The sequence below is a fragment of the Rhodococcus sp. 14-2470-1b genome, assembly GCF_002259415.1.
GTDB lineage: Bacteria > Actinomycetota > Actinomycetes > Mycobacteriales > Mycobacteriaceae > Rhodococcoides.
The window spans coordinates 66,355-93,110 of the sequence record NZ_NPFY01000034.1 but is presented as its reverse complement, the minus strand read 5'-3'; the positions used below and the strand labels follow the sequence as shown (position 1 = coordinate 93,110).

The following is a 26,756-nucleotide window of genomic DNA, read 5'->3' as shown; positions in this document are numbered from 1 at the left end:
GCGGGTGTGTTGCCGTCGCACATGGTTCCGTCGGCGTTCGTTGTGTTGGAGTCGATTCCGTTGACTCCTGCGGGCAAGTTGGACCGACGCGCACTACCGGTCCCCGACTTGTCGAGTGGGGCCGAGCATCGCGATCCGACGACGGACACCGAGCGCGCGATAGCGGACGTGTTCGCCGAGGTTCTCGGGATGGACTCCGTCGGTGTCGACGACAACTTCTTCGATCTCGGTGGTGACTCGCTCAGCGCCACCAGAGTCACCTCGCGGGTGAACTCTGCCCTGGGCAGTTCGGTGACGGTGCGTGCGCTCTTCGAATCACCCACCGTCGCAACGCTGTCGCTGCGAGCACAGTCCGACGAATCCGCCGCGGATCGACCCCCGTTGGTGCCCGCGGTGCGCCCGGAGATCGTGCCGTTGTCGCAAGCACAGCAGCGGATGTGGTTCATCAACCAGTTCGACACGCAGTCGGCTGCCTACAACATCCCACTCGCGGTGCGCTTGACCGGACATCTCGACATCGAAGCGCTCGGGGCAGCGGTCTCGGATGTGGTTGCGCGGCACGAGAGTCTGCGTACGACGTTCCCGATGGCGGGAGAGCGGCCGAGACAGCAGATCCACTCGATCCCCGACGACCGTCTCGTCTTCGACGTCGTGAACGTGGACGCCGGCGATCTGACGGCACGGATCATGGCCGATGCATCTCGCGGGTTCGACGTCACGACCGACATGCCGTTCCGTGCCTCGGTCTACCGCCTCGACGGTCGCGAGGACCGGCATGTACTAGCGATCGTCGTCCATCACATCGCGGCCGACGGTGCTTCCATGGCTCCGCTCGCCTCCGATGTGATGATCGCGTACTCCGCACGGGTAGCAGGCGCTGCACCCGTCCGTGAGCCTCTCGCGGTGCAGTACGCCGATTACGCACTGTGGCAGCAGATCCTTCTGGGTGACGAGTCCGATTCGGAGTCGCTCCTCGCACGCCAACTGGCCTTCTGGGCGCGCACTCTGGCGGATGTCCCCGAGGTTCTGCCGTTGCCGATCGACAAGGCGCGGCCGAATCAGCAGTCGCTTCGCGGCGCCTCGGTGCCGTTCCACCTCTCGTCCGACACCCATGCCGCGCTGACCGACATCAGCCGACGCGGTGGGGCAACGATGTTCATGACCGTCCATGCGGTCTGGTCCGCGTTGCTGGCCAGGTTGAGTGGTACCGAGGACATCGTGGTGGGTACGCCGATCGCGGGTCGGGGTGAGGCCGGGTTGGATGCGTTGGTCGGTATGTTCGTGGGGACGTTGGTGTTGCGGACGGAGGTGTCGGCGCACCTGTCGTTCGTGCAGTTGTTGGCGGCGACTCGGGCTGCGGATCTGGCTGCGTTCGACAACACCGATGTGCCGTTCGAGCGGTTGGTGGATGAGTTCGCGCCGTCGCGGTCGACGGATCATTCTCCGTTGTTCCAGGTGTTGTTGGAGTTCCAGAACAATCAGCGGGCGCACCTCGAGCTGCCCGATCTCGTCGTCGACGGAGTCGACATCGATGCAGGCATCGCGAAGTTCGATCTGCAGTTGACCGTGTCCGAGAACTTCGACGACGACGGCGTCCCTGCGGGGATCGACATGGCATTCACCTATGCCACCGATCTGTTCGAGGAATCGACCGTCCACGAGTTCGTCCGACGATTCTCCATGCTCGTCGACGGTGTGACGGTTGCCCCTGACCGCGCCATCGGCGACGTCGAGATTCTGACGGCCGACGAAGTCCACGCGCTCACCGTCGACTGGAACCACGAGGGAACCACTCCGTCGACCGAGACTCTCGCGCAGCGCTTCGAAGCGTCCGCTGCACGGTTCCCGGATCACACCGCGGTGGTGTTCGGCAGCCGTCGGTACACCTATTCCGAGCTGGACAATCGATCCAATCAACTTGCACGACACCTCGTGTCGCGGGGTGTCGGCCCGGAAACCCTGGTTGCAGTGGCGATGCCTCGCAACGCCGAACTGGTCGTCGTCCTACTCGCGGTGCTCAAGGCAGGCGGCGGTTACTTGCCGGTGGACGTGACCTACCCGGCCGACCGGTTGGCGTTCATGCTCGAGGATGCTCGGCCGGTCTGTGTGGTGTCCACGATCGCCGATGTCACGGCAGTGCCGACCGACGACCTGACGACCGTGCTGCTCGACGATCCGTCCGTCGTCGAGGTGCTCGACAGTCTCGACTCGAATCCGCTGACGCCTGAGGAAGTCGGTGGGATCGTCGACGCGGAGTCGATCGCCTACGTCATCTACACCTCGGGCAGTACGGGCCGTCCCAAGGGTGTGCAGGTTGCGCACTCCACGGTGGCCACGCTGTTCGAGAACACCGTCGACTTGTTCGAGTTCGACGAGACCGATGTGTGGACGATGTTCCACTCCTACGCCTTCGACTTCTCGGTGTGGGAGCTGTGGGGGCCACTGCTCTACGGCGGCACCCTCGTGGTCGTCGACTACTACACCGCTCGCTCGCCGGAGTTGTTCCGAGAGTTGCTCGTTGCCGAACAGGTCACGGTTCTCAATCAGACCCCGACGGCGTTCTACCAGTTCGCCGAGGCCGATCGTGTCGCGCCTGCAGATTCCGCACGACTTGCGTTGCGGTACATCGTCTTCGGTGGTGAAGCGCTCGATCTCGGTCAGCTCGGCCGGTGGTACGCACGCCACCCGGAGAACTCTCCGACGTTGGTGAACATGTACGGAATCACCGAGACCACCGTGCACGTGAGCCACCTTGCACTGACCGAGCAGTTCGCTGCCTCGGCATCGGCGAGCGTCATCGGCCAGGCGATTCCCGGGCTCTCGGTGTCGGTCCGCGACAACAGGTTGCGGCTCGTTCCGCCTGGAGTGACCGGCGAGATGTACGTCTCGGGTGGCCAGCTGTCCCGGGGATACCTCGGACGCGCCGGACTGTCGGCAACGCGTTTCGTCGCCGACCCGGACGACACCGACGGCGCACGGATGTACCGAACGGGCGACACCGCTCGATGGAACCGCGAAGGTCGGCTCGAATACCTCGGTCGTAGCGACATGCAGGTCCAACTGCACGGGTTCCGTATCGAGCTCGGCGAGATCGAATCCGCTCTGCTCGGAGTCGACGGAGTTGCGCAGTCCGTGGTCTCGGTACGCGACGACGGGGCCGGTGATCGACTGGTCGGATACGTCGTTCCGGAAGCCGGGCGCACGCTCGACGTCGCAGGTGTTCTCGACGACGTCGCCTCGTCGTTGACGTCGTACATGGTGCCTGCAGCACTCGTCGTGCTGGCAGAGCTCCCGCTCACCGCGAACGGAAAGCTCGACCGTAAAGCGCTACCCGCGCCGGACTTCTCGTCTCGGGTCACTCAGAGTCGGGCACCCGCGTCCGAGATCGAACACAGCCTGGCGGCGCTGTTCGCCGAGGTGCTCGGTCTGGACACCGTCGGCGTCGACGACTCGTTCTTCGCGCTCGGCGGAGACAGCATCATGTCGATTCAGCTCGTGTCCCGCGCCAAAGCAGCGGGACTCGTCATCGCCCCGCGCGACGTGTTCGAACGAAAGACCGTTGCAGGGCTCGCCGAGGTGGTGGCACTCGTCGGCGACGCCGACGTCGTCGTGCTGGAAGAATTGCCCGGTGGAGGCGTCGGAGAACTGCCTCTCACTCCTATCGTGCAGTGGATGCTCGAGCGGAGCGAGGAGTTCGGCCGGTACACCCAGACTGCGCTTCTGCAGCTGCCGAAGTCCATCGACCGGTCGACTCTCGAGCGCACGGTCCAGGCAATTCTCGATACCCACGACATGCTCAGGGCACAGCTGTGTCGAGACGACGACGGTGTGTGGACCGAGACGGTCGCGGCCGAAGGTTCGGTCTCGGCGTCCTCGGTGCTCCACCATGTGACGGTCGACGACGTGTCCGGTGACGCATTCTCGGCACGGGCTGCCGCAGAACTGGATCAGGCAGCGGACCGACTCGATCCGGCGACCGGCCGCATGATCCAGATGGTCTGGTTCGAATCTCCCAGCGGTGCGGGCCGTTTGCTCGTCGTTGCACACCACCTGGTGATCGACGGTGTCTCGTGGAGAATTCTGGTTCCGGATCTCGCGTCCGCATGGTCTCAGGTAGTGGCAGGGGACGAACCGGCACTTGCTCCCACCGGCACGTCGATGCGTCGCTGGGCAACCGGATTGGTCGACGTCGCCGCCGAGCGCACCGACGAACTGGCGTTGTGGACGTCGATCCTGGACGGACCCGATCCGCTGATCGGATCTCGTGCCCTCGACCCCGCGGTCGACGTCGACGCGACGGTCGAACGCATCCGGGCGTCGTTGCCGGTCACGGTGACCGAGCGCTTGCTCACGACAGTTCCGGAGAAGTTCCACGGAAGCGTCGGCGACGGCCTGCTCGCAGGCCTCGCACTGGCGTTGATCGCCTGGCGCAACGAACGCGGTGCCGACGGCGACACGCCGCTGAGCGATGCGTTGTTGAGCGATGCGTTGTTGAGCCTGGAAGGGCACGGACGCGAGGACGGCGTCGTACCCGGTGCCGATCTCGGCCGCACGATGGGATGGTTCACCACGATCTTCCCGGTCCGCCTCGACCTGAACGGAATCGACGTCGCCGACGCCTTTGCCGGAGGGTCGGCTGCGGGCGAGGCGATCAAGGCCGTCAAGGAACAGTTGTTGGCCATCCCGGACCACGGCATCGGGTTCGGTATGGCGCGGTACCTCACCGACGAAGGCCGGGCCGCGCTGGCCGGATTCCCGAAGCCTCAGGTCAGCTTCAACTACCTGGGTCGATTCGCCACGGGCAGTTCCGAGGGAATGGACGACGTCGGCTGGATCCCGGTGTCCGACACCACGCTCGGCGATGCACAGAATCCCGACATGCCGGTGCCGGCACTGCTGGACATCAACGCGGTCACCAACACCACCGACCAAGGTCCGGTACTGGACGCGACGTTCGCGTTCCCGTCCGGCGTCCTCACACCACCCGAGGTCGATCGCCTGGTGGAACTGTGGGTGGAGGCACTGACAGCACTGACCACTCATGCCGACGCGCCCGACGCCGGCGGGTACACACCATCCGACCTCGAGCTCGTCGACATCGATCAGCCGACGATCAGCGCTCTGGAAAATCGATTCCCGGATCTCGACGACGTCTGGTCTATGTCGCCGCTGCAGTCCGGGCTCCTGTTCCACGCGCGACTCGCAGGTGAAGTCGCCGCAGATGTCGCACTGGAGGTCGATACGGGCGTCGACGCCTACATGGTGCAGCTCGGACTCGAGCTTCGCGGCGTCGTGGATGCGGATCGTATGAAAGCCGCGGCACAGACGTTGCTCGACCGGCATGCGAACCTGCGGACAGCGTTCGTGCACAACTCGAACGGTGATTCGGTGCAGGTCGTACAGACGGGGATCGACGTGCCGTGGTCGCACGTGGACCTGTCGGGTACGCCGGATCCCGACGCAGCGCTCGACTCGGTGCTCCGGCAGGACCGCGCACGCAGGTTCGCACTGGATCACGCTCCGCTGCTTCGGTTCACCCTGATCACGAAATCCGTCGGTACGGACGGCACGGGGGAGTGGCGCTTGCTGCTCACCAACCACCACATCCTGCTCGACGGCTGGTCCACGCCGCTGCTGATCAAGGAACTGCTGACGTTGTACGCGACGGCCGGCGACGATTCGATGTTGCCTCGCGTTCCCGCATACCGCGATTACCTGAGCTGGATGCGGCGCCGGGATGCAGCCGCATCCAAGGCGGAGTGGGTTCGGGCATTGTCCGGTGTCGAGGAACCGACCTTGCTGGCCGACGCGGATCGCGGGCGGAAGCTCGAGGCCGTGTCCGTCGAATCGACGCAATCGCTGTCGAAGGAGATCACCGCTGCCCTGCGGGATCTGGCAGCGCACCGCGGCGCGACGCTCAACACCATCGTGCAGAGCGCATGGGGCGTCGTACTGGCGGCACTGACCGGTCGTGACGATGTCGTCTTCGGGGCGACGGTCTCGGGTCGACCACCGGAGATCCCCGGTATCGAATCGATGATCGGTTTGTTCATCAACACACTGCCGGTGCGCATCACGCTCGATCCGGCCGAAGCCGTCGGAGATCTCGTCGACCGGGTACAGGTGGAACAAGCGAGCCTGCTCGATCACCACTACCTCGGCTTGACCGATATTCAGAGGGCCGCCGGAAACGGTGTCTCGTTCGACACCCTGACGGTCTTCGAGTCGTACCCGGTGGACAGAGCCGGGCTTTCGGAGGACACCGACATCGCCGGGCTGAAGGTTGCCGATGTTCTCGGCACGGACGCGGCGCACTACCCGTTGACACTCGTCGCGTCCGTGGACGACAGGTTGCACCTGAAGGTCAAGTACCTGCCCGAGCTCTTCACCGCCGACGACGTCGAGCGGATCATCGCGCGTATTTCTCGGGTTCTCCACGCCGTCGTCGAGAACGACAGAACGCCGCTGGCCCGTATCGACCTGCTGGCCGAGTCCGAGCGCGCTGCCCTCGCACCGGTCCACGGACCTCGGGGACGTTCCACCGTCCTCCTCGGTCACATCTTCGAGAACGCAGCGAAGAACTCCGCCGGCCGGGTCGCGTTGCGGTTCGGTACCGAATCGCTCGACTACGACGAACTGGACAGCCGTTCCACTCGCCTCGCTCGGCTGCTGCTGCAGCGCGGCGTATCCGTCGAGTCCTTCGTCGCGCTCGGTCTTCCGCGCTCGATCGAATCGGTCGTCGCTGTCTGGGCCGTCGCCAAGACAGGTGCAGCGTTCGTTCCGGTCGACCCGGGATATCCGCGGGATCGCATCGAACACATGGTGACCGACTCCGGCGCCCAGTTCGGACTGACGATCGCCGGCAGACTCGAAGACCTCCCGACGACCGTCGCCGACGGCATGCCCTGGATCGTGCTCGACGATCCCGCAACCGAAGCCGAGCTGCAGACATTGTCCACCGAGCCACTGGCGGAACACGAACGTGTTGCCGGCCTCGGAATCGACAGCACGGCCTACGCCATCTACACCTCGGGCTCGACGGGTCTGCCCAAGGGCGTCGTGGTGACGCATTCCGGTCTGGAGAACTTCGCGCACGAACAGGCCGAGCGATACTCGGTCACTCCCGAGTCGAAGACTCTGCACGTGTCGTCGCCGAGCTTCGACGCATCGGTGCTCGAATACCTGCTTGCCTTCGGTGCCGGAGCGACGATGGTCATCGTCCCTCCGACGGTCTACGGCGGCGAGGAACTGCACCGAATCCTGTCCGACGAAGCCGTGACGCACGCGTTCATCACTCCGTCGGCGCTGGCGTCGGTCGATCCGGGTGGCCTGGAGACGTTCGCTCACGTGGTCGTCGGCGGTGAGGCCGTACCGGCAGAACTGGTGTCCAAGTGGGCGCCGGGACGCAAGCTCTACAACGGGTACGGCCCGACCGAAGCCACCATCATGTCCAACATCAGTGATCCACTGGACGCGTCCGCTGCTCTGACGATCGGTGGTCCGATCCGAGGCGTCCACGAGGTCGTGCTCGACAGCAGGCTCCAACCGGTACCCGTGGGCGTGACCGGCGAGCTCTACCTGGCGGGCGTCGGCCTGGCTCGGGGCTACCACGACCGCCCGGCTCTGAGTGCGGAGCGTTTCGTGGCCGATCCGTTCGGTGCTCCCGGTGAGCGGATGTACCGAACGGGCGACCTCGTCCGCTGGAGGAGTGGAGCCGGCGGAACGACCATCGGGGACAGTGGAGCCGGCGGAACGACCATGGACTCGAGTGGAGCCGGCGGGACGACCATCGGGGACAGTGGCGCCGGCGGGAGTTACACCATCGAGTATGTCGGGCGGAGTGACTTCCAGGTCAAGGTGCGCGGCTTCCGCATCGAGCTCGGTGAGATCGACGCGGTACTCGCCACCCATCCGGCGGTCGATTTCGTTGCCACGGTCGGTGCCGAATCACCCTCGGGTGCCACCGTTCTGGTTGCGTACGTCCGTGCGACGACGTCGGGTTCGACGCTCGATCACGGTGAGCTGAACGCCCATGCGTCCGAGCGTCTACCGGGGCACATGGTGCCGTCTGCGTTCGTTCAGCTCGACGACATCCCGCTGACTCCGGTCGGCAAGCTGGATCGGCGCGCGCTGCCGACGCCCGAGTTCGATTCCGAGGGTGTCGATTTCGTCGCACCTCGAACGGACGCCGAGGCATCGGTGGCCGAGGTGTTCGCCGAGATCCTCGGAGCCGACCGCGTGGGTGCGCTGGACAACTTCTTCGATCGCGGTGGTGACTCGTTGTCCGCGACTCGAGTGATTGCTCGTGTCAACGCTGAATTCGGGACTCGGATCGGCGTGCGCAGTATTTTCGAGGCTCCGACCGTGGCGGGACTCGCCGTCCTCGTTGCCGGATCGGCCGGAGATTCCGGCGGACGGCCGGTGTTGCGGCCCGTCGAGCGCCCCGAGGCGGTACCGCTGTCGCTGGCCCAGCAGCGTATGTGGTTCATCAACCGGTTCGATCCGGCCTCGCCCGCGTACAACGTTCCTCTCGTCGTGAAACTCACCGGTTCGTTGGACGAGTCCGCGCTGCGAGCAGCTGTCGCAGACGTACTCGAGCGGCACGAATCGCTGCGTACGACGTTCCCGAACGTCGGGCAGTCGCCCGCACAGGTGATTCACTCCGCCGCGGAGGTCATCCCCGAGGTGACGGTCGAATCGGTGCGTGACAACGAACTTGTCGACGCGCTCGGTCGCTTCGCCGGCCGCGGGTTCGACGTCACGACGGAAATCCCGATTCGTCTGGCGCTCTATCGAACCGGCGAGGACTCCCATGTGCTCGCCGTGGTCGTGCACCACATCGCGGCGGACGGAGCTTCGATGGCGCCGCTCGCTCGCGACGTCATGGTCGCGTACTCGTCGAGAACGGCGGGTGTGGCTCCGGCGTGGAGTCCACTCGAAGTGCAGTACGCCGACTACACGCTGTGGCAGCGAGAACTTCTCGGCTCCGAGGACGACGAGAACAGTGTCGCCGCACAGCAACTCGGATTCTGGCAAACCGCCCTGCGCGGTACTCCCGACCTACTGCCCCTGCCCACCGACCGTCCACGTCCGACCAACCAGGACTTCCGAGGCGGGCGAGTCAAGTTCGACATCGATGCTGATCTGCATCGTCGGGTGGTGGAGTTCTCCCGTGATCGCAGTGCGACGATGTTCATGGTCGTGCACAGTGCCTTCGCGGCGACATTGGCCCGGCTCAGCGGAATCGACGACATCGCGATCACCACACCGGTCGCCGGTCGCGGCGAGGCAGCGCTGGACGACCTCGTCGGCATGTTCGTGAACACTCTGGTTCTGCGCACCGTCGTCGACGGTGCGGAGCCCTTCGAGTCGTTGCTCGGCCGCGTAGTCGAGTCGGACCTCGAAGCGTTCGGCCACACCGAGATTCCGTTCGAACGTGTCGTGGAGGTTCTCAACCCGACGCGGTCCACGTCGTACGCTCCGCTCTCGCAGGTTGCGCTGTCGTTCCAGAACAACACAGCTGCACGGTTGGACCTACCGGATCTGACTGTCGAAGGCGTCGATTTCGATGTGCCGGTTGCCAAGCAGGACCTTCAGTTGCTGCTGGCGGAGACGTTCGACGACGCAGGCGAACCCACCGGTATCGACGGTGCATTCGACTTCGCGACGTCGCTGTTCGATGCTGCGACGGTGCAGACGTTCGCGGACAGGTTCGTTCGTATCCTCCGCGCTGCTGTGTCGGCACCATCCGCGCCGATCGGGGATGCCGACGTGCTCGGCGAACACGAGCACCCGGCCCTCGCGCCGGCCAGGGGCGAGGCAGGCGGTCCGTTCCGGACGTGGCCGATGATTCTCGCCGACGCTGCCGCCGCGAACCCGGACGGGATCGCCGTCGAGTACGGCGACATCGGGTTGTCCTACCGCCAGCTGGACGAGTGGTCGACACGTATCGCGCGGATGCTCATCGATTTCGGCGTCGGGCCGGAGACGTTCGTTGCGCTGGCTCTGCCGAGGTCGATCGAGTCCATTCTCTCCATCTGGTCCGTCGCGAAAACGGGTGCTGCGTTCCTTCCCGTGGACCCGAACTACCCGTCGGACCGCATCGCGCACATGCTCGACGATTCCCGCGCGCCGATCGGACTGACGGTTCGAGACCACCGAGATTCCCTGCCGAACAGCATCACCTGGCTCGTGGTGGACGACGAGGATTTCACCGCCGACATCAAGCGGTACCCGACCTCGCCGGTGACCGACGCGGACAGGGTCACTCCACTTCACCTCGACAACCCGGCATACCTGATCTACACGTCGGGATCGACCGGTCGACCGAAGGGCGTCGCGGTGCGGCACCGAGGCCTGGCGAACCTCGAGGACGAGGTCACGTTGCGTTTTCACCCGACGCAGCACTCCAGGATCTCGCACATCGCGTCCCCGAGTTTCGACGCGTCGATCTACGAGTTGACGATGGCGTTCGGCGTGGGCGCCACCATGGTGATCGTTCCTCCCGGTGTCTTCGGCGGTGACGATCTGGCCGATCTGCTGGAGCGCTCGCGGGTGACGCACGCCTTCCTCACGCCGGCTGCGCTCGCGTCGATCGACCCCACGCGTCTCGGCGACGTCGGCGTCCTGGCGGTTGGCGGCGAAGCGTGCACTCCGGAACTGGTGGCACGGTGGGCACCGGGTCGAATGATGTTCAACGGCTACGGACCGACGGAAACGACGATCCAGGCCAGCGTCGGCGGCCCCCTCGTACCGGGACGGACGATCGACGTGGGCAGCCCGGCGATCGGGTTCCGCTTCCTCGTGCTCGACGCCAGACTTCGGCCGGTGCCGGCAGGCATCGCGGGTGAGTTGTACATCGCCGGACCGGGAACGGCCCGCGGTTACGTCGAGAGGTTCGCCCTGACGGCGGAACGGTTCGTTGCCGACCCGTACGGCGAAGCGGGCGAACGCATGTACCGGACCGGCGATGTCGTGCGGTGGGTGAGCTCGGCGCACGGAGACGAATCGGGTGAACTGAAAATCGAGTTCGTCGGTCGCAGTGACTTCCAGGTCAAGGTCCGCGGCTTCCGCATCGAACTCGGCGAGATCGACTCGGTGCTCACCGACCACCCTGCGCTGAACTTCGCCGCGACGATCGGGCACACCGCCCCGTCGGGCGACACGGTGCTCGTGTCGTACGTCAGAACGGTCGCCGGAGTCGACGTCGGGTCCGCCGAGGTCACCGAACACGTGGCGACGGTTCTTCCCCGACACATGGTTCCGACGGCAATCGTTTTCCTCGACTCGATTCCGCTGACGCCCGTCGGCAAGCTCGACCGGCGCGCATTGCCGATGCCGGAGCTGACGGCGTCCACCGTGCCGTACCGCGCGCCCTCGACGGCAACCGAACAGGCGGTGGTGAATGTGTTCACCGACGTCCTCGGTGTCGAGCGTGTCGGTGTCGACGACAACTTCTTCGACCTCGGCGGTACGTCACTCGTCGCAACCCGAGTGGTACCGGCGTTGGAATCGGCGACCGGTGTGCGGGTACCGCTGCAGGCGCTGTTCCTCGACCCGACGCCCGCCGGGCTTGCGGCGCGGGTGGACAGCCGCGAGGACACGGCGCCGACGGGCTTGGACAGCGCATTCGGTGTTGTCATACCTCTGCGTGCAGAAGGAAGCGGAGACCCGTTGTTCTGCATCCATCCCGGAATCGGGTTGTCGTGGGGGTACTCGGGAATCGTCCGGCACCTCGCCGACGATCGACCGGTGTACGGCCTGCAGCTGCCGAGTATCACCGAGGGAGGGTCGTTCGATTCGATCCAGGCGCTGGCAGCTCGGTACGCGCACGAGATCCGTCGGGTCCGTCCCACCGGTCCGTACAACCTGCTCGGCTGGTCTCTCGGCGGTGCTGTCGCCCATGCGGTAGCGGTCGAACTCCGGCGGGGCGGAGCGGATGTCGATTCGCTGACCATCATGGACAGCTACGTCGAGTCCGGTGACGACACTCCGCAGGGCAAGCTCAGCGTCGAGGAACTACTCGAGGGGCTCGGACTCGACCTGCCGACCGTCACGTCGGATGGGCCGCTGACCTACGAGGGCGCCGTCGAGTTGTTGTCGGTGTCGTTCGGACAGGACACCGGTCTGACACCGGAGCACCTCGAGCGCATCAACGACGGTTTTGCCAATTCGACGTCGATCATGAGTCGATTCGTGCCCGACGTCTTCGACGGGAATGTCTTGTTCTTCGCGGCAGGTCGCGGGTCGGGTGACGGGGTCGACCGTGATCCAGCGGTGTGGAATGCATTCATCGAAGGAGAACTTGAAATCAGGACGATCGATTGTGCCCACAATCAAATGATCGAACCCGAAGTTCTTTCCGAAGTCGGCAATGTTCTGGAGAATTATCTGACGAAATAGAGTGCTTTTCTCTTCTGAAAGGGACGACCGAGGAATACCATTGGGCGTCCGGTAACAGTGGTTCGACAACGGTCTGGGGATACCTGTGAAACGAAGGAAATCAGTTGCGACGACGGCAGCGACCGTTCTCGCGGTCGCGTCGGTGGCAATCGCTGTCGGCGGGGGCACCGCGAATGCAGACCCTACCGAATCCGTGGGTTACGAAACCTCTGTCACGACGGATGGATCCGTCAGCACCGTCCTCGACGCGGGTGCGTTCCGTATCGACAGCAGTGACAATTCGGTGGACGTCGTGGGAAACTCCGGGACGGTTCTTGCAAGCCTGCCTCTGACGTACTCCGTGAACGGCGCGACATATTCGATCGCCCCAGCAGTGGTGGGGGACAGGCAATTGCTCCTGACCCCGCAACCCGCGTCGTTGATCAACGACGCAGCGGGACCGGTCAGCAAGCAAGCCGCGTTCGACAACATGATCAATCAGATCGTGATCGGATACACCGGCGGCGGAGCAGTCGGAACCGCAGTCGGCGCCGGCCTCGGCTTCGCAATCGGTTGTGTGTCGATCTTCCCGAACTTCATTGCCGGGTGCATCATCGGCACCGCCATCGGTGTCGTGGCCGGAACCATCATCGGCACCGTCAACGCAAACCCGAATGTGCAGCCCGCGGTGTTCGAGTACTTCACGACACCGTAGGTTCCTCGGGCCGACGTATTCGGCAGATTCCTCGGGCCGACGTATTCGGCCAGGCATCGAATCTCCACGGGAGGACCGGGCCGGCGTCACTCGCCGGAACGGTCCTCCCTTTTCGTGCCGTGCGCGAGCGCGCGACGCATCGACACCGCCTTGACCATCGTCTCCTGGAATTCCTCTTCCGGGTCCGACAGGGCGACTATCGCGCCGCCGACACCGAACGTCACCTCGTGTTCGGTGGAGACGATCGTCCTGATGACAATCGAGAAGTCGGCCGAACCGGTCAACGAGAAATAGCCGATCGCACCGGAATAGACACCACGTGGCCCGTCTTCGAGCTTGTCGATGATCGCCATGGTCCGAATCTTGGGTGCACCCGTCATCGAGCCACCCGGGAAAGCGGCGCTGATGCAGTCCACCGCGGATGCGTCGTCGCGTAGCCGTCCACGCACGGTCGAGACCAGTTGATGTACCGGGGCGTAGGTCTCGACATCGAACAGCTTCGGCACGTGGACCGAACCCGGCACGCAGACCTGCGCCAGGTCGTTACGAACCAGGTCGACGATCATCAGGTTCTCGGCCTTGTCCTTCTCGTTTCCGACCAGATCGGACCGAAGACGCTCGTCCTGTTCGGGAGTGCTGCCCCGCGGACGGGTTCCCTTGATGGGCTTGGACTCGACCACTCGGTCGGCGTCGATTCGCAGGAACCGCTCGGGAGAGGCACTCGCGACCGACAGATCGTCGAAACCGAGAAACGCGCTGTATGGAGTCGGATTGATCTCTCGCAGATACGTGTACGTTTCCAAGGCATCGATGGGACCGGGGAGAGTCGCGACGTTCGTCAGGCACACCTCGTAGGTCTCACCGCTCGTGATGTCCGCAAGACACTGCTCGATGAGCCCGAGGTACCTCTCCCGATCGTGCCGAAGGTGGAGGGCGGTCTCGAATTCCGGCGCAAGCAAAGGAACAGGCTCGGGCTCGGCGCTCTCGACCTCCTCGCCGATCGAGGCCAAGGCGTCGGCCACGGTCTGGAACCAGGCCGACGTCGTCGCGTCGCCGTATTCGGTCACCAGTGCAAGTGCGTAACAGTTCCCGGCCTCGTGGTCGAACACAAGTGCACGGTCGGCGAAGACCATCGATGCGTCCGGTGTCGCGGAGGTATGTACCAGTTGACCGCCGACGTCGGCTTTCAACTCGTACCCGAGATAGCCGATATACCCCAGCCCGAATGCGAAAGGCAGGTCGTGCAAAGCAGGCACGGCACGTTGCTGCAACTGGCCGTTCAAGTAGTCGAAGAACGTCGAGTCGAACGACTCCATCGAACCGTCGGGCCGGTGTACGTCGACACGACGCTCGGCCACGCGATAGGTGAGGTACTCCGCGAGAGGTCCCGAGCAGTCACCCATGATGGTGAACCGTGAATCCGGCTCCACTGCCGAGCTTCCGTCGAGCCAGAACGCGTTGGGGCCGGTCGCATACAGAAGTTCGAACACTCTCTGCGTGTCGAAAGTTCCCTCGATGCAACGGCTTTCGATCGAGTATCGAGACCGCGGGGGAGCGGGGGGAGCGTGCATGGTCTCGCGAGTGAGGTCGCGGAAGTTGGACAGTAGTTCGCGTCCGTACTCGGTGCTGATCGACTCCGGATGGAACTGAACGCCCCACATGGGACGGGACGTGTGACGGACGGCCATGACCAGGCCGTCGTCGGTCCACGCGCACGCCTCGAGCTCGTCGGGCAGGGCTGTGGCCGTCAAGGAGTGATAACGCACGACCGAGTACGGCGACGGTATACCGGCGAACAGACCGCTTCCGTCGTGGGTGATGTCGGAGAGCCTGCCGTGCATCGGTGTCGGCGCCAGGTCGACCTCGCCGCCGAGAAGATGACACAACGCCTGGTGACCGAGACACACGCCCAGAATCGGTAGGTCGAGTTCGGTGATCGCTCGCGCGCTGATGCCGAGGTCGTGGGGTGTGCTCGGACGGCCGGGTCCGGGGGAGACGACGACGTTGTCGAAATCGCCGAGCGGCAGGGAATTCCAGTCGACGTCGTTGCGTACGACGACAGGTTCGATCCCGTTGACCTCGCAGAGCAAGCTGTAGAGGTTGTAGGTGAACGAATCGTAATTGTCGATCAGGAGGGTTCGCACGGGCATGGTGTCATCACCGGCCACGTTCGCCGACGGACACGTCCGCACTGGTGCTCTCGAGGTCGTCGATGATGAGGTCCTCCACCCGGCATGCTTCGCCGATCAGGAGGTCGTAGACGGAGGTCAGGAAATCTTCCGACAACCCGTGCTCGCGGGCGAATGCGCGTGCGCGGTCCTGTACCACCCCGACACGGCCGGGCTGCATCATCGGAATGTCGAACTCGCGCTTGACCAACGCAACTTTCGAGCAGATTTCGATGCGGTGCCGAATGGACTCGAGAATACGAGCGTCGAGAGCATCGAGCTCACCGCGTAGCGATTCGAGTTGACTGCCGGGCTCGTCGGTCACGTGTAGTTGCCCCCTCGTTCAGCAGTCCGGAACTGCGACTGTTTAGTGTATTCGCTCGATTGTTGATCGCATCGTCCCGAGGGACCGTTACCTGCGAAAGATCGAGCGAATCGTGTCAACAATAATCGCATCTCGTCCGCCTGAATTCACTTCCGAGGTGACGAATGTTGCTCTATTGCAGTCAGCGAGTGAAGCAAACGGACTTTCGTTCCGTACAAACGCAAAAAACCGCACTTGCCGAATGTTTTGAATTCGGCAAGTGCGGTTTCTCGGGAACTTTCCCTGGATCAGGCGCCGCGGCGCTTGACCTTCAACAGGTCCATACGCTCCTTGAGCAATTCTTCCAGTTCCTCGACCGACCGACGCTCGAGAAGCATGTCCCAATGGGTACGGGGCGGCTTGACCTTCTTGGCCTCGGGAGCGGTGCCCTCGATGAGTGAACCTTCCAAACCGTTACGGCACTGCCACGTTCCGGGGATTTCGGCGTCGTCCGCGAACGGGACATCGAACTCCTCACCGTTGTCGCAGCGGTAACGCGCAACGCGGCGTGGCGCAAGGTCGTGGTCGCGGTCGGTCTCGTAGCTCACGGCGCCGAGTCGGCTACCTCGTAGTACTCGATCTGCCATTGTGGCGTCCTCTCCCTCGATAGTGCGTGCTCGTCCGCAGCGCGCACTGCATTCGACTCACGGATGTACAACGCGCCGGCGCGGCGAATCGTTCCCGGCCACGGGACCGACGTTCGCACGACACGAGCCGACCCGCAGACACGTTTGCGCCATTCTACCGCCACACCGTCGTAGGCTCGTCGGCATGTCGGTGAAGTCGCGTCGCGTGCACGCTTGTGCCTGGTGTGGGCGGGACGTCGCCGACGGCGGCATGGGGCGGCGCAGGCGGTACTGCAGGCAGTCGTGTCGGCAGCGGGCCTACGAACACAGGTCGGCGGTCAAGGGAACGTCGATCCCCGAGGACGCCGTGGTGCTGAGTGCGGACGAGGCATCAGCGCTGATCGACCGCAACTTCGAGGTTCGATGCGCAGCCGAGGACGTCGCGACGGCTGTGGCCGAAGGGGCCGGCATGGACGAGCTCGCGCGGTTGTGCGGAGATCTCGTCTCTCTCGCTCGGGATGCCGAGCGGCTGCGCTGACCGACGTCGACTTCAGATCTCCACCATGTAGTTGCAACGTCAACTACATGGGTTATCGTTGACCGCGCACGTCCACCGCATCGTCGAAAGGGATCCGTTGTCCGAAGCCAATCCTCGCCGGGTCCTGCTGGACAAAGCGAATCCAGACGTGTTCAAAGCTCAACTGGCAGTCGCCAAAGCTGTTCGTACTGCGACCGGCACCGCGGGGATGGATCGACGGTTCGTCGAGTTGCTGAACGTCCGCGTGTCTCAGATCAACGGGTGCGCCTACTGCCTCGACGTTCACTCGACCGCTGCGCTGGAGGCCGGCGAGAGCACTCAGCGGCTCGCGGTGCTGCCTGCGTGGCGCGAGACGACACTGTTCAGCGACAAGGAGCGCGCTGCGCTCACCTTGGTCGAGTCCGTGACTCGGCTTCCTGGTTCCGTCGATCAGGACCGCGATTACGCAGCAGCAAGCAGTATTCTGACCGAGGTCGAGGTAGCCGCCGTCAGCTGGGTTGCGATAGCGATGAATGCGTTCAATCGAATCTCCATCGTGAGTCGGCATCAGGTTCGTCCGCACGCCGATACGACCTCGCCGAAAGGGAAATGATGAGCAACGAGCAGCACGATATCCGCGATCGGGTGGTCGTCTCGGAAGATACGGACGGGCGGCGTTACACGCTCGTACTCGACGGACAAGTCATCGGGTTCACCGAGTTTCGTGACCATGGCGAGCAAAAAATCTTCTTCCACACCGAGATCGACGACGCCTACGCCGGCCATGGTCTGAGTTCGGTTCTGGTGACTGCTGCCCTCGACGATGTCCGTGCGCAAGGACGTCGCATCGTTCCGGTGTGCCCGCTGGTGGCCAAGTTCCTGACCAAGCACGATGCGTACCAGGACATCACCGATGCGGTTACACCGAATATCTTGGCGTATCTCCGGAGTTGAGGCCGCCACCGGGCCGATGTCCGAGGTCAGTGCTCCCTGAGCGTGTCGATCAGCTCTGCTTTCCTGAGGTCGGAGTACCCCTCGATACCCAGTTCCTTGGCGCGTGACTTCAGCTCGTCGACGGTCCAGTCCTCGTACGAGCCCGATTCGCCGCCCTTCGCGCCGATCGTGGAACGACCCTCGTTGGCAGCGGCATTGGAGATCCGCGCCGCCTTCTCCTTGGAGTTGCCCTCCTCGCGCAGTTTCTCGTAGAGATCCTCGTCCTTCAGCTGAGGCTGAGAGCTACTGGACTCGTCGGCCGCCATGTCTTCTCCTTGTCTCGTGTCCGGCTGTGTGCATCGCTGTCGGACACGAGATAACCGGAGCCCGCACCCGTCAAACGGGCGCGTTCCTCAGACGGGCGTGTCAGTTGCAGGAAAGCGGTGAATCCACGGAGCGGCCTCTTCGATCTGCGCAGCAAGCCGAAGGAGAGCGCCGTCGGAGCCGAGGTGTCCGACGAATTGGACGCCGAGCGGTAAGCCGTCCGAGGTCCAGTGGACCGGGACACTGATTGCAGGTCGGCCGGTGACGTTGGCGAGCTGGGTGTATGGAACCCACCCGAGGTTGTTCTGGACGACATCGTCGAGAATCCCTGTCAGATCCATGATCCTTCCGGCGCGAAGAACACCCGCCGCTCGCGCCGCTCGCTGCATCAGCGGCGGAGTCGAGGCAGCACCGATGCGAAGCGGGGGAGTAGCCAAGGTCGGAGTGAGGAGAAAATCGAACTCTCGATGGAACGCTGCGAGCGACTGCGTGTAGACCTTCGTGTTCTCGAGCGCTGCTACCGGGGCCACGAATCCGGTGTGGCGGCCGTACTCGGCCACGGCGAGCGTGTCCGCCTCGAAATCGGAATTCTTTGCGCCGGTCCTGGCCTTGATCTCGGCTACCTGCGCGTACACCTGCGCGAACCAGATCGTCAGAAAGTCACGTGACAGTGCCCAGTCGTCGTACGGCTGAGGAACTTCTTCGACATGGTGGCCGAGTTCTTCCAGCAGCGCGGCCGTGTGTTCCACGGCCGCCACAGCCTCCGGGTGCGGTGACGGATTCACGGTCGACGACGTGGACCACCCGATTCGAAGACCGGTCGGGCGGCTGCGTATGGCGTCGACGAATCGCTCGGTCGGGAACTGGGCAAGATAGCCGGCATTCGGGTCCGGGCCGACGATGGCATCGTAGAGCGCCGCACTGTCGCGGACCGTTCGGCTGACGACGCCCTGACTGACCATCCCGAACATGATTTCGCCGGTCTGCGGTCCGTACGGCGACAACCCCCGACTCAACTTCAGTCCGACGAGACCGTTGCATGCGGCCGGTATTCGTATGGAACCGCCGCCATCGTTCGCGCCGGCCGCTGGAACGATCCCGGCGGCAACGGCCGCACCCGAACCACCCGACGAACCCCCGGGTGTTCGGTGCAGGTTCCACGGATTGCGTGCCGGACCCCAGTAGTCCGATTCCGTGACGCCCTTGGCACCGAGTTCCGGTGTGTTGGTCTTACCGAAGACGACAAGACCTGCGTCCAGGAATCGCTGAGTGATCAACGAATTCTCGGTCGCGATGTCATCGGCAAGCGAACGCGACCCGTAGGACGTCGGGTACCCCTTGTATTCCTGTGCCAGGTCCTTCAGCAGAAACGGAACACCCGCGAAGGGTCCGCGGCCGAGCGTCTGCGCCGCGTCGTCTGCTGCGGAATCGGTTCGAGCCACGATCGAGTTGAGCTTGCCGTCGACGTCGTAGGCGCGTCGGCGAGCCAGTTCCAACAACTCTGACGCGGTGACCTCGCCGGCCGCCACCAGGGATGCGAGTTCGGTTGCGTCCTTGGACACGTACTCCTCGAGGTTCACGCGCCGATCCTACTGCCGGCGAATTCTGTCGGGGCCGAAGTCGTGCACAGAGATCACGGATCGCTCGCCGAGATCGCGGAGGCGATTCCGGCAAACCGGTCGACCGACGGGCACAATGGTGGCGACCGCACGGAGAGTGCGGTCCAGGCAACGCGAGCGAAGGAATGTCATGGCTTTCTGGGACCAGTTGAAGGCGAAGGCCACCGAACTGAACGGGCAGTTGCAGACCAAGACCGTCCAGTTCAAGAACAAGGAATTCGCGAACGGCAGTATGGCGATGTGCGCGCTGATCGCTGCGGCCGATGGCAGCATCGATCCGGCCGAGCGGCAGAAGACTGCGGCACTGATCTCCGGTAACGAAGCTCTCAAAGTTTTCCCCGCCGAGGAGCTTCGCCAGAAGTTCGACTGGTACTGCGACAAACTTGCCGGTGATTTCGACTTCGGCAAGGTGGAGGCGACAGCGACCATCGCCAAGTTGAAGGGCAAACCGGATCAAGCTCGTGCGGTGATCCAGATCGGGATCATCATCGGCGGTGCCGATGGACACTTCGACGATCACGAGAAAGCCGCTGTCAAGAACGCGTGCTTCGCCGTAGGAATCGACCCCAGCGAATTCGAACTCTGAGTAGTCTCCGCAGCTAGTCTGATGCAATGAGCACTGACGAGGATCCGGATCACCTCGAATGGAACGGCAAGGCGCGCAACGAAACTCCCACCCAGCAGCTCGACAGAAACTGGCTCGCACTGTTGCAGGAGCTACGAGTCGTCCAGACCGGCGTCCAGCTGCTGACGGGATTTCTGCTCACCTTGCCGTTCCAGGGTCGGTTCGACGATCTCTCCTCAGCGGGCCACATCGTGTATCTCGTGACCGTATCGGCGTCGATTCTCGCGACAATACTGCTGGTTGCGCCGGTGGGCATGCATCGATTGCTGTTTCGTCAGCGTGCAATCGGTGTGCTGGTGCGAGTGGGCAACACGCTCGCGATCAGCGGCATCGTAATGCTGGGTATCACGTTGATCGGAGCTGTTGCCTTGACATTCGAGATAGTCCTCGGCCTGAGTGCGGCATTACCGGCAGCCGTCATAGTCGCGGTGATCATGATCGGATTCTGGTTCGTTCTGCCTCGCGCATACCGGACGACATGACTCGACGCGTGGCGGCGACCGCGACAACCCGTACGTTTCGTCACTGTGACGAAATAACGGAGAGTGGCAGTGTTACAGGGAAGCGGCCAAGGGTTCCGACTCGGAGGTCGCGCTGCCACGAGGAGACATTTCGCATGGCTGCACGCGGACGATGAAGGTATCAGCCGGGGCACGGCATCGTCGTGTCGATCGTCGATCCGAGCCAAGGCGCGGCACAGTGTCCACCTGAACGGGTTGGTCGATCACTGAGTGGTTGGTCGATCAGTGAGCGGTTGGTCGATCAGTGAGCGGTTGGTCGATCAGTGAGCGGCTATACCGGCTTACCCAGTGGTCGTCGTTTTGCCGATAATCTACATTATGTCATTTCAAGTGCTGCATGTTGCATCGGACCAATCTTTCGACCGCCGCCACCGTTCACGTACGACTCAACATGCACCCGTGCGTTGAAGAAGCGCTTGCTCGGCCGAGTTCTGGGATTCACACTCTGATAACGCCGCCTTGTCTCATCCACCTGCACCATGAAGTCACGTCCACATCCGTCCGCAGTGCTGCGATCTCGAAACTTGCGGTTGCAATCGAACCGCAATCCGATGAAAGGAACTGAATGAGCCAACACCCGTTCATACTTCCCACACCCAAGGCGCACCGAGAACGCCACGACACCATCGACGTCTATCGGTCGGCTGAATCACCCGAACCAGCGCGTGTGAAACAGCCGATAGTTGTCTTCGTACACGGCGGGCCACGCCCTCCCGACGTTGACGACTGGCGACCACGGGACCACCCCATGTTTGTGGGCTACGGGTCGATCGTCGCCGAGCGAGGTGCCATCGGAGTCACCGTTCAACATCACATGGACACCCTGGCGCACTGCAGAACAGCTGCGGAAGAAGTCGCGGCTGGCGTCGAACTCGCCCGGACGCTACCCGGAGTGGACCGCGACCGGGTCGCCCTCTGGTTCTTCTCCGGAGGCGGACTGCTCACTACCGATTGGCTGAGGAACCCGCCATCGTGGCTGACGTGCATCGCTCTCACCTACCCGGTGCTGGACACCGTCCCGGAATGGGGCGTCGATCCGCACGTCGACCCTGTCGATGCGGTCCGAAGCGTCGGCCAGCTCCCGATCTTGCTCACCAAGGTGGGGCGAGAGCGACCGGAATTCATCGCCGGCGTCGACGCTTTCATCACGGCCGCAGCTGAAGCCGAAGCGGAACTCGACATCATCGACCTACCCAAGGGCACTCACGGATTCGACATGTTCGACGATTCGCCGGCATCACGCGATGCAGTGACCACCGCTATCGAATGGGTGCTCACCACAACGACACGCGACCTGCCGTGACGGACGATGCGGCGCGCCTCCGGCTCGTTGGCGGTGCAGGCCTGTCGTGGAATCTTCGCCGCACGCGATTCGAAGCGCCAGCGAGTGCACCGCAAGCTCGACGAATGCGGAGACTACTCCCCCTTACGCCAACCTGCTCGACAACCACCCCTGGTGAGGTTCGAGGGCACGGTTCCAAATGATAATCGGACCGAATGTCTCTTCGATCGCAGCGCTGGATGGTTCGGGAACATCCAAGAGGGCGACCGGGTCGACGAATAGTGCACGCATCTATTCCGATCCGCCGACTACAGCACGGCGGAGGCGACCGGCAGTACCCCGATCGACCCACAGGTTCGTGGATCGACGCATGACGACCGAGTCCGAATCGGCTGGAGCGTCGAACCGAGGCGCCGAGCAAGTTTTCGGTTGAGCGCGGATGTACCCGCCTACTGTTGATCAAATGAATCCCGACGATGGACGACGACTGTGGCCGAGGCCCCCGCTGTTACCACGCCCGATTCTCATGGACCAGCGCTGGGAACGCCTGGTGTTCTTGCACTGGCGCGTTCCGAGTGAGCGTGTTGCGCCGCTCTTACCTGCAGGCACTGTCCCTGACGAGTTCGACGGCACGTCGTGGGTCGGACTGATCGGGTTTCGGATGGTGGGCGCCGGATTCGGATACAAGCGTCCTGTCCCCTATTTCGGTACGTTTCCCGAGATCAACGTTCGGCTGTACTCGGTGGACACGAACGGCAGGCGCGGTGTGGTGTTCCGATCGCTCGAAGCCAGCCGTCTCGCGGTGGTTGCCGGGACCAACCTCGTCGGTGTTCCGTATCGCTGGGCGTCGATCACCATCGAGGACGACGAGACGTCGATCGCCTATCGAAGCGATCGTCTCGCGCCGCCGCAGCGCGGAAGCACCACGAGTTTCGGAGTGCATCGTGGCTCCTGCGACATGTCCGACGACCCATTTGCTCAATTCCTCACCGCGCGTTGGGGTCTGCACACTTCCTTGGCAGGACGGCTTCTGTACGTGCCGAATGTCCATCGCCGCTGGCAACTCTACGACGCCGCCGTCACCCACTGCGACGACCAACTCCTCGGTGCAGCGGGACTTCCGAACGTGTCCGACAGTCCACCGGACTCGGTGTTGTATGCACCAGGTGTCTCCACGCAGTTCGGCAGACCGTACACCGTACCTCTACGTCACGACGGGGACGCATAACGCATCAACGATGCGCCGGATGGAAACGCCCGGCACTCCAACAAGCGCAATCCGATCGATGGTGCACCGTCGAACAACCGTTCGCCGTGACCACGAACATACGGATACACGAACAATCGGTACTCGTCGACGAGACTCGACGCAATCAGACTGCGACACAACGTGATGCTTCCGGTGCACACGATGTCGGAACCGATCGTCTCCTTGATGCGTGTCACCTCGTCGACCAGCGGACCCGACAATACGGTCGAGTTCGCCCACCCGGGTTCCTTCAGCGTCGTGGACACGACGTACTTGGCGACCTGGTTCAGATGATCGGTCACCCCGGTTGTGTCGTCGGTCTTCGGCCCCCAGTAGTCACGCATACCTTCGAAGGTCACTCGGCCTACCAGGAAGCCGTCCGAGGCGTCGCGTTGAGCCGCCAATGCCGCGTCGAGCTCCGGGTCGCTGCCGGCCTGGGTGAACCAATCGTCGGTTGCTTCGATGACGCCGTCGATGGTGATGTTCTGTGTGATGACCAGCTTGCGCACACTTCATGGATACCACTCGATGGGCACACTGGGTAGCGCATGCCTCGGTGAACCATCGGAGGCCCCGATACCGATCGTCAGCTGCGGAGGTAGGTCACGACGGCCACGACGCGACGGCTGAGGCCTTCGGAGTTCGACAGTCCGAGTTTCTCGAAGATCGAGTTGATGTGCTTCTCGGCCGAACTGACGGAGATGAACAGATCGGCAGAGATCCGCGCGTTGGTGAAGCCCCGAGCCATCAGTTCGAGCACGTCGCGTTCGCGCGGAGTGAGTCGATCCACGGGGTTCGATTTACTGGTGCGCGACAACAGTTGTCGCACGACCTCGGGGTCGAACACGGTTCCGCCGTCGGCAACTATATTCAGGGCGTCCAAAAATTCGTCTATCTCGACCACGCGGTCCTTGAGCAGATACCCGACCTTCCCGTCGGAACCGCTGATCAGCTCCCCCGCGTAGCGAGTCTCTACATACTGGGACAGGACGAGAACCGCGACATCGGGCCATCGTGCGCGGATGGTCAGTGCAGCCCGCAGACCCTCGTCGGTGTGATCCGGGGGCATGCGCACGTCGGTGACGACAATGTCCGGGCGATTCTTCTCGACGGCATCCAGGAGTGCGTTCGCATCGGCAACGGACGCGATCACATCGTGGCCTTCGACGGCGAGCATGCGCACCAATCCCTCGCGCAGCAAGGCCGAATCTTCGGCGACCATCACCCGCATGGGACGCTCGCAGTCACGACGGTTGGTCCGCCCACGGGGCTGTCCACGGTCAAGGTGCCGTCCAACGCCGCGACGCGCCGAGCCAACCCGGACAGACCGGTGCCCGAAGGATCCGCTCCTCCGGCACCGTCGTCGGTGACGACGACACGTACGCGTTCGACTTTCTGGCGAGTGACAGCCACGTTCACCACCTGAGCGGATGCGTGCTTGGCTGCATTGGTCACCGCTTCCGCGACCACGAAGTACAGTGCCGTTTCCACCGCGGGCCGCACCCTCTCCTTCAGTTCGTACGTCATTCGGACTGGAACAGTGGCCCGCTCGGCCATCGTTTCCAGCGCCTGGTGCAAACCGGAGTGATCGAGGGCAATCGGGTACACCCGATTGGCGACTTCGCGCAGTTCACCGATCGCTTCCTGCGCCGTCGCCCGAGCGCGATCGAGTAGCTCGCCGGGTTCGTCGGCGCGACGTGCCTGGCCGATGAGCATTCCGAGTGCGACCAGTTGCTGCTGCACACCGTCGTGCAGGTCCCTCTCGATTCGGCGCCGTTCGTCGTTGATGGCATCGACCACACGATCCCGACTGCTCGTCAATTCTGCGACGCGGTGGCGCAACAACCTGTCGGACTGCGGTCCCAGGACTCGAGTGCCGAACCATCGGTCCAGCGACCCCACCCCTACCACCCCGACGGCAGCGACGAAGGTCAACAGGATTCCAGGCAGGGCCGCGCTTGCCACGAGTAGTGCGTCGACTCGGTTCGAACTCTCGATCAAGCCCCAACCGCCGTTGAGAAGCCATGCAGACAGCATGGACCCGGCCACAGCGAGGCACAGCACAAGCAAGAGAACTACACCGATTCCGAGTAGTCCTATCGCCCAACGCATTCCAAGATAAGTTCGGCATCGTCGTGAAGTGAGTGCGTCTGTCCGTAACCGACCGTGAAAGCGGATGATCCTCCGAATCTCGAGCGCGGTCAACGTCAGCGCACCCTCCGCAACGGCGGCACGAACGAGCTCCCCACGCCTTCCGAGCACGTGCACTGAGACGAGGGCAACCGACGCCACCGCGATGTAGAGCAAGCCCGCAACCGACGTGAAACCACCGAGCAGTACTCCCGCCAGAGCCAGCAGCCATCGCCCGATGATCGAGCTGACGGAGATACGATCCGCATGCTCGGGTGGGTACTCGACGTGGTTCCCCGGCACGCATGCAGAGTAACCGAGCAGATCCGGTCTCGACACTGCGGAAAACCGCACTATGTGCACGGGGTGTACCGCCGCGACGATCGACGGCTGACCCCGATGTCCTGCAGGCCCGGCACTCCTAGCGTTCTCGGTGTCCCTCCAGGAAGAACTTCCTGGAAGGGCCACGTCACCTACGAACGAGGAGAAATATCATGTCCCACTTGTCGATTGCAGCCGCCAGCGAAGCGGAACCTCCAAGCGGGCTCGCCGGTTGGGCGGTGGACCTGATGGATACTCTCGGTGGCCCCGGGGCAGCCCTCGTCGTCGGAGCAGACAACCTGTTCCCGCCGATCCCGAGTGAACTGGTCCTGCCTCTCGCCGGTTTCTCCGCCAGCAACGGAGTGTTCTCCTTCGGCGCCGCGCTCTTCTGGACGACGCTCGGGTCGGTTCTGGGTGCGATCGTCGTCTACGCCGTCGGCGCGATCGTCGGGCGGGAACGTACTCGCGCGCTGGTCGTGCGAATCCCACTGATCCAAGCCCGTGACTTCGATCGTTCGGAGAAATGGTTCGCACAGCACGGCTCGAAGGCAGTCTTGCTCGGCCGCATGATCCCGCTGTTTCGCAGCTTCATCTCGCTACCGGCCGGAATCGAGCGGATGGGGCCGGTGAAATTCGTTCTGCTCACCACGGTCGGCAGTCTGATCTGGAACACCGTCTTCGTCACCGCCGGCTATCAACTCGGTCAGAACTGGCATCTCGTGGAGGGATACGCCGGGATCCTGCAGAAGGTCGTCGTCGTGTCGGTGTCGCTCGCCGTAGTGGTCTTCGTGATTTCGCGGATGCGTACCCCCAAGAACGCCTGAAACTACTGCGGCACCCACGCTTGCCGGTGGTTTCGAGGCACGGCTCTTGGTGTCGAGGCACGGCTCCTTGGTGTCGAGGCATGGCTCCGTGGTGTCGACCACCGTAAGCAGTGTTACCCCAGTGTGATCAGGTTGCCGATCGAAGCTGGAACGGAATCAAGACGACCTGTCTCTTCCACTATCAAGATATAGCGCACCCATGGGCTTGTGGCAAGAC

General features: G+C 63.5%; 18 protein-coding genes. 10 read left to right on the top strand and 8 right to left on the bottom strand.

What is annotated here, in order from left to right:
* Together CH293_RS23230 and CH293_RS23225 are read left to right on the top strand one after the other, a co-directional pair.
* A partial coding sequence (locus CH293_RS23230) for an amino acid adenylation domain-containing protein (protein WP_094721618.1) occupies positions 1 to 12,402 on the top strand: 12,402 nt, incomplete at its 5' end.
* Positions 12,403 to 12,487: 85 nt separating this feature from the next.
* Positions 12,488 to 13,096 carry a hypothetical protein gene (locus tag CH293_RS23225; RefSeq protein ID WP_019667657.1) on the top strand — a complete coding sequence of 203 codons (609 nt, stop codon included), beginning with the start codon at positions 12,488 to 12,490 and terminating at the stop codon, positions 13,094 to 13,096.
* A gap of 86 nt (positions 13,097 to 13,182) precedes the next feature.
* Here the strand turns inward: CH293_RS23225 and pabB are convergent, their stop codons facing one another.
* The 3 genes from pabB to CH293_RS23210 all read right to left on the bottom strand — a co-directional run bounded on the left by pabB (position 13,183) and on the right by CH293_RS23210 (position 16,215).
* Entirely contained in the window at positions 13,183 to 15,246 is a 2,064-nt protein-coding gene (pabB, locus tag CH293_RS23220; RefSeq protein WP_094721617.1) for an aminodeoxychorismate synthase component I, read from the bottom strand.
* Between the two features lie 7 nt (positions 15,247 to 15,253).
* A complete protein-coding gene (locus tag CH293_RS23215) occupies positions 15,254 to 15,589 on the bottom strand; it encodes a chorismate mutase (protein WP_037110766.1) in 336 nt (111 codons plus the stop codon).
* A gap of 287 nt (positions 15,590 to 15,876) precedes the next feature.
* Positions 15,877 to 16,215, bottom strand: a complete 339-nt coding sequence (locus tag CH293_RS23210; protein WP_026348228.1) for an RNA polymerase-binding protein RbpA — start codon at positions 16,213 to 16,215, stop codon at positions 15,877 to 15,879.
* A gap of 184 nt (positions 16,216 to 16,399) precedes the next feature.
* Here CH293_RS23210 and CH293_RS23200 point away from each other — a divergent pair, with 184 nt between their 5' ends.
* The 3 genes from CH293_RS23200 to CH293_RS23190 all read left to right on the top strand — a co-directional run bounded on the left by CH293_RS23200 (position 16,400) and on the right by CH293_RS23190 (position 17,665).
* Positions 16,400 to 16,732, top strand: coding sequence for a hypothetical protein (locus tag CH293_RS23200; protein WP_094721609.1), 333 nt, complete (start codon positions 16,400 to 16,402; stop codon positions 16,730 to 16,732).
* Between the two features lie 97 nt (positions 16,733 to 16,829).
* The gene (locus CH293_RS23195) at positions 16,830 to 17,324 is read left to right on the top strand and encodes a carboxymuconolactone decarboxylase family protein (RefSeq protein WP_094721616.1); all 495 of its coding nucleotides are present in this window, start codon (positions 16,830 to 16,832) and stop codon (positions 17,322 to 17,324) included.
* Positions 17,324 to 17,665, top strand: a complete 342-nt coding sequence (locus CH293_RS23190; protein WP_094721615.1) for a GNAT family N-acetyltransferase — start codon at positions 17,324 to 17,326, stop codon at positions 17,663 to 17,665. Before CH293_RS23195 ends, CH293_RS23190 begins: the two co-directional genes overlap by 1 nt.
* 26 nt (positions 17,666 to 17,691) lie before the next feature.
* Here the strand turns inward: CH293_RS23190 and CH293_RS23185 are convergent, their stop codons facing one another.
* Entirely contained in the window at positions 17,692 to 17,970 is a 279-nt protein-coding gene (locus CH293_RS23185) for a Rho termination factor N-terminal domain-containing protein (RefSeq protein ID WP_094721608.1), read from the bottom strand.
* 87 nt (positions 17,971 to 18,057) lie between these two features.
* On the bottom strand, positions 18,058 to 19,548 hold the full coding sequence (locus CH293_RS23180; protein ID WP_094721607.1) for an amidase: 1,491 nt from the start codon (positions 19,546 to 19,548) through the stop codon (positions 18,058 to 18,060).
* Positions 19,549 to 19,717: 169 nt separating this feature from the next.
* On the opposite strand from CH293_RS23180, the gene CH293_RS23175 reads away from it, so the two are divergent.
* The 4 genes from CH293_RS23175 (at position 19,718) to CH293_RS23160 (ending at position 23,243) form a co-directional block, all read left to right on the top strand.
* Positions 19,718 to 20,173 (top strand): tellurite resistance TerB family protein, encoded by a 456-nt coding sequence (locus tag CH293_RS23175; RefSeq protein WP_037110759.1) that lies wholly within the window; start codon positions 19,718 to 19,720, stop codon positions 20,171 to 20,173.
* 26 nt (positions 20,174 to 20,199) lie between these two features.
* Positions 20,200 to 20,694, top strand: a complete 495-nt coding sequence (locus CH293_RS23170) for a DUF6328 family protein (RefSeq protein WP_037110757.1) — start codon at positions 20,200 to 20,202, stop codon at positions 20,692 to 20,694.
* A gap of 787 nt (positions 20,695 to 21,481) precedes the next feature.
* On the top strand, positions 21,482 to 22,036 hold the full coding sequence (locus tag CH293_RS23165) for an alpha/beta hydrolase (protein ID WP_241483804.1): 555 nt from the start codon (positions 21,482 to 21,484) through the stop codon (positions 22,034 to 22,036).
* Between the two features lie 442 nt (positions 22,037 to 22,478).
* On the top strand, positions 22,479 to 23,243 hold the full coding sequence (locus CH293_RS23160) for a YqjF family protein (RefSeq protein WP_255122962.1): 765 nt from the start codon (positions 22,479 to 22,481) through the stop codon (positions 23,241 to 23,243).
* Here the strand turns inward: CH293_RS23160 and CH293_RS23155 are convergent.
* From CH293_RS23155 to CH293_RS23145, 3 genes are all read right to left on the bottom strand, one after another.
* Complete coding sequence (locus CH293_RS23155; RefSeq protein WP_037110751.1) at positions 23,225 to 23,773, bottom strand: dihydrofolate reductase family protein; 549 nt, start codon at positions 23,771 to 23,773, stop codon at positions 23,225 to 23,227. The genes CH293_RS23160 and CH293_RS23155 overlap by 19 nt on opposite strands.
* A gap of 77 nt (positions 23,774 to 23,850) precedes the next feature.
* A complete protein-coding gene (locus tag CH293_RS23150) occupies positions 23,851 to 24,495 on the bottom strand; it encodes a response regulator transcription factor (protein WP_037110748.1) in 645 nt (214 codons plus the stop codon).
* Positions 24,486 to 25,697, bottom strand: coding sequence for a sensor histidine kinase (locus CH293_RS23145; protein ID WP_094721614.1), 1,212 nt, complete (start codon positions 25,695 to 25,697; stop codon positions 24,486 to 24,488). The genes CH293_RS23150 and CH293_RS23145 overlap by 10 nt, the downstream gene beginning before the upstream one ends.
* A 191-nt stretch (positions 25,698 to 25,888) precedes the next feature.
* On the opposite strand from CH293_RS23145, the gene CH293_RS23140 reads away from it, so the two are divergent.
* Positions 25,889 to 26,539 (top strand): DedA family protein, encoded by a 651-nt coding sequence (locus CH293_RS23140; RefSeq protein ID WP_094721605.1) that lies wholly within the window; start codon positions 25,889 to 25,891, stop codon positions 26,537 to 26,539.
* The last annotated feature ends 217 nt before the right edge of the window (positions 26,540 to 26,756 follow it).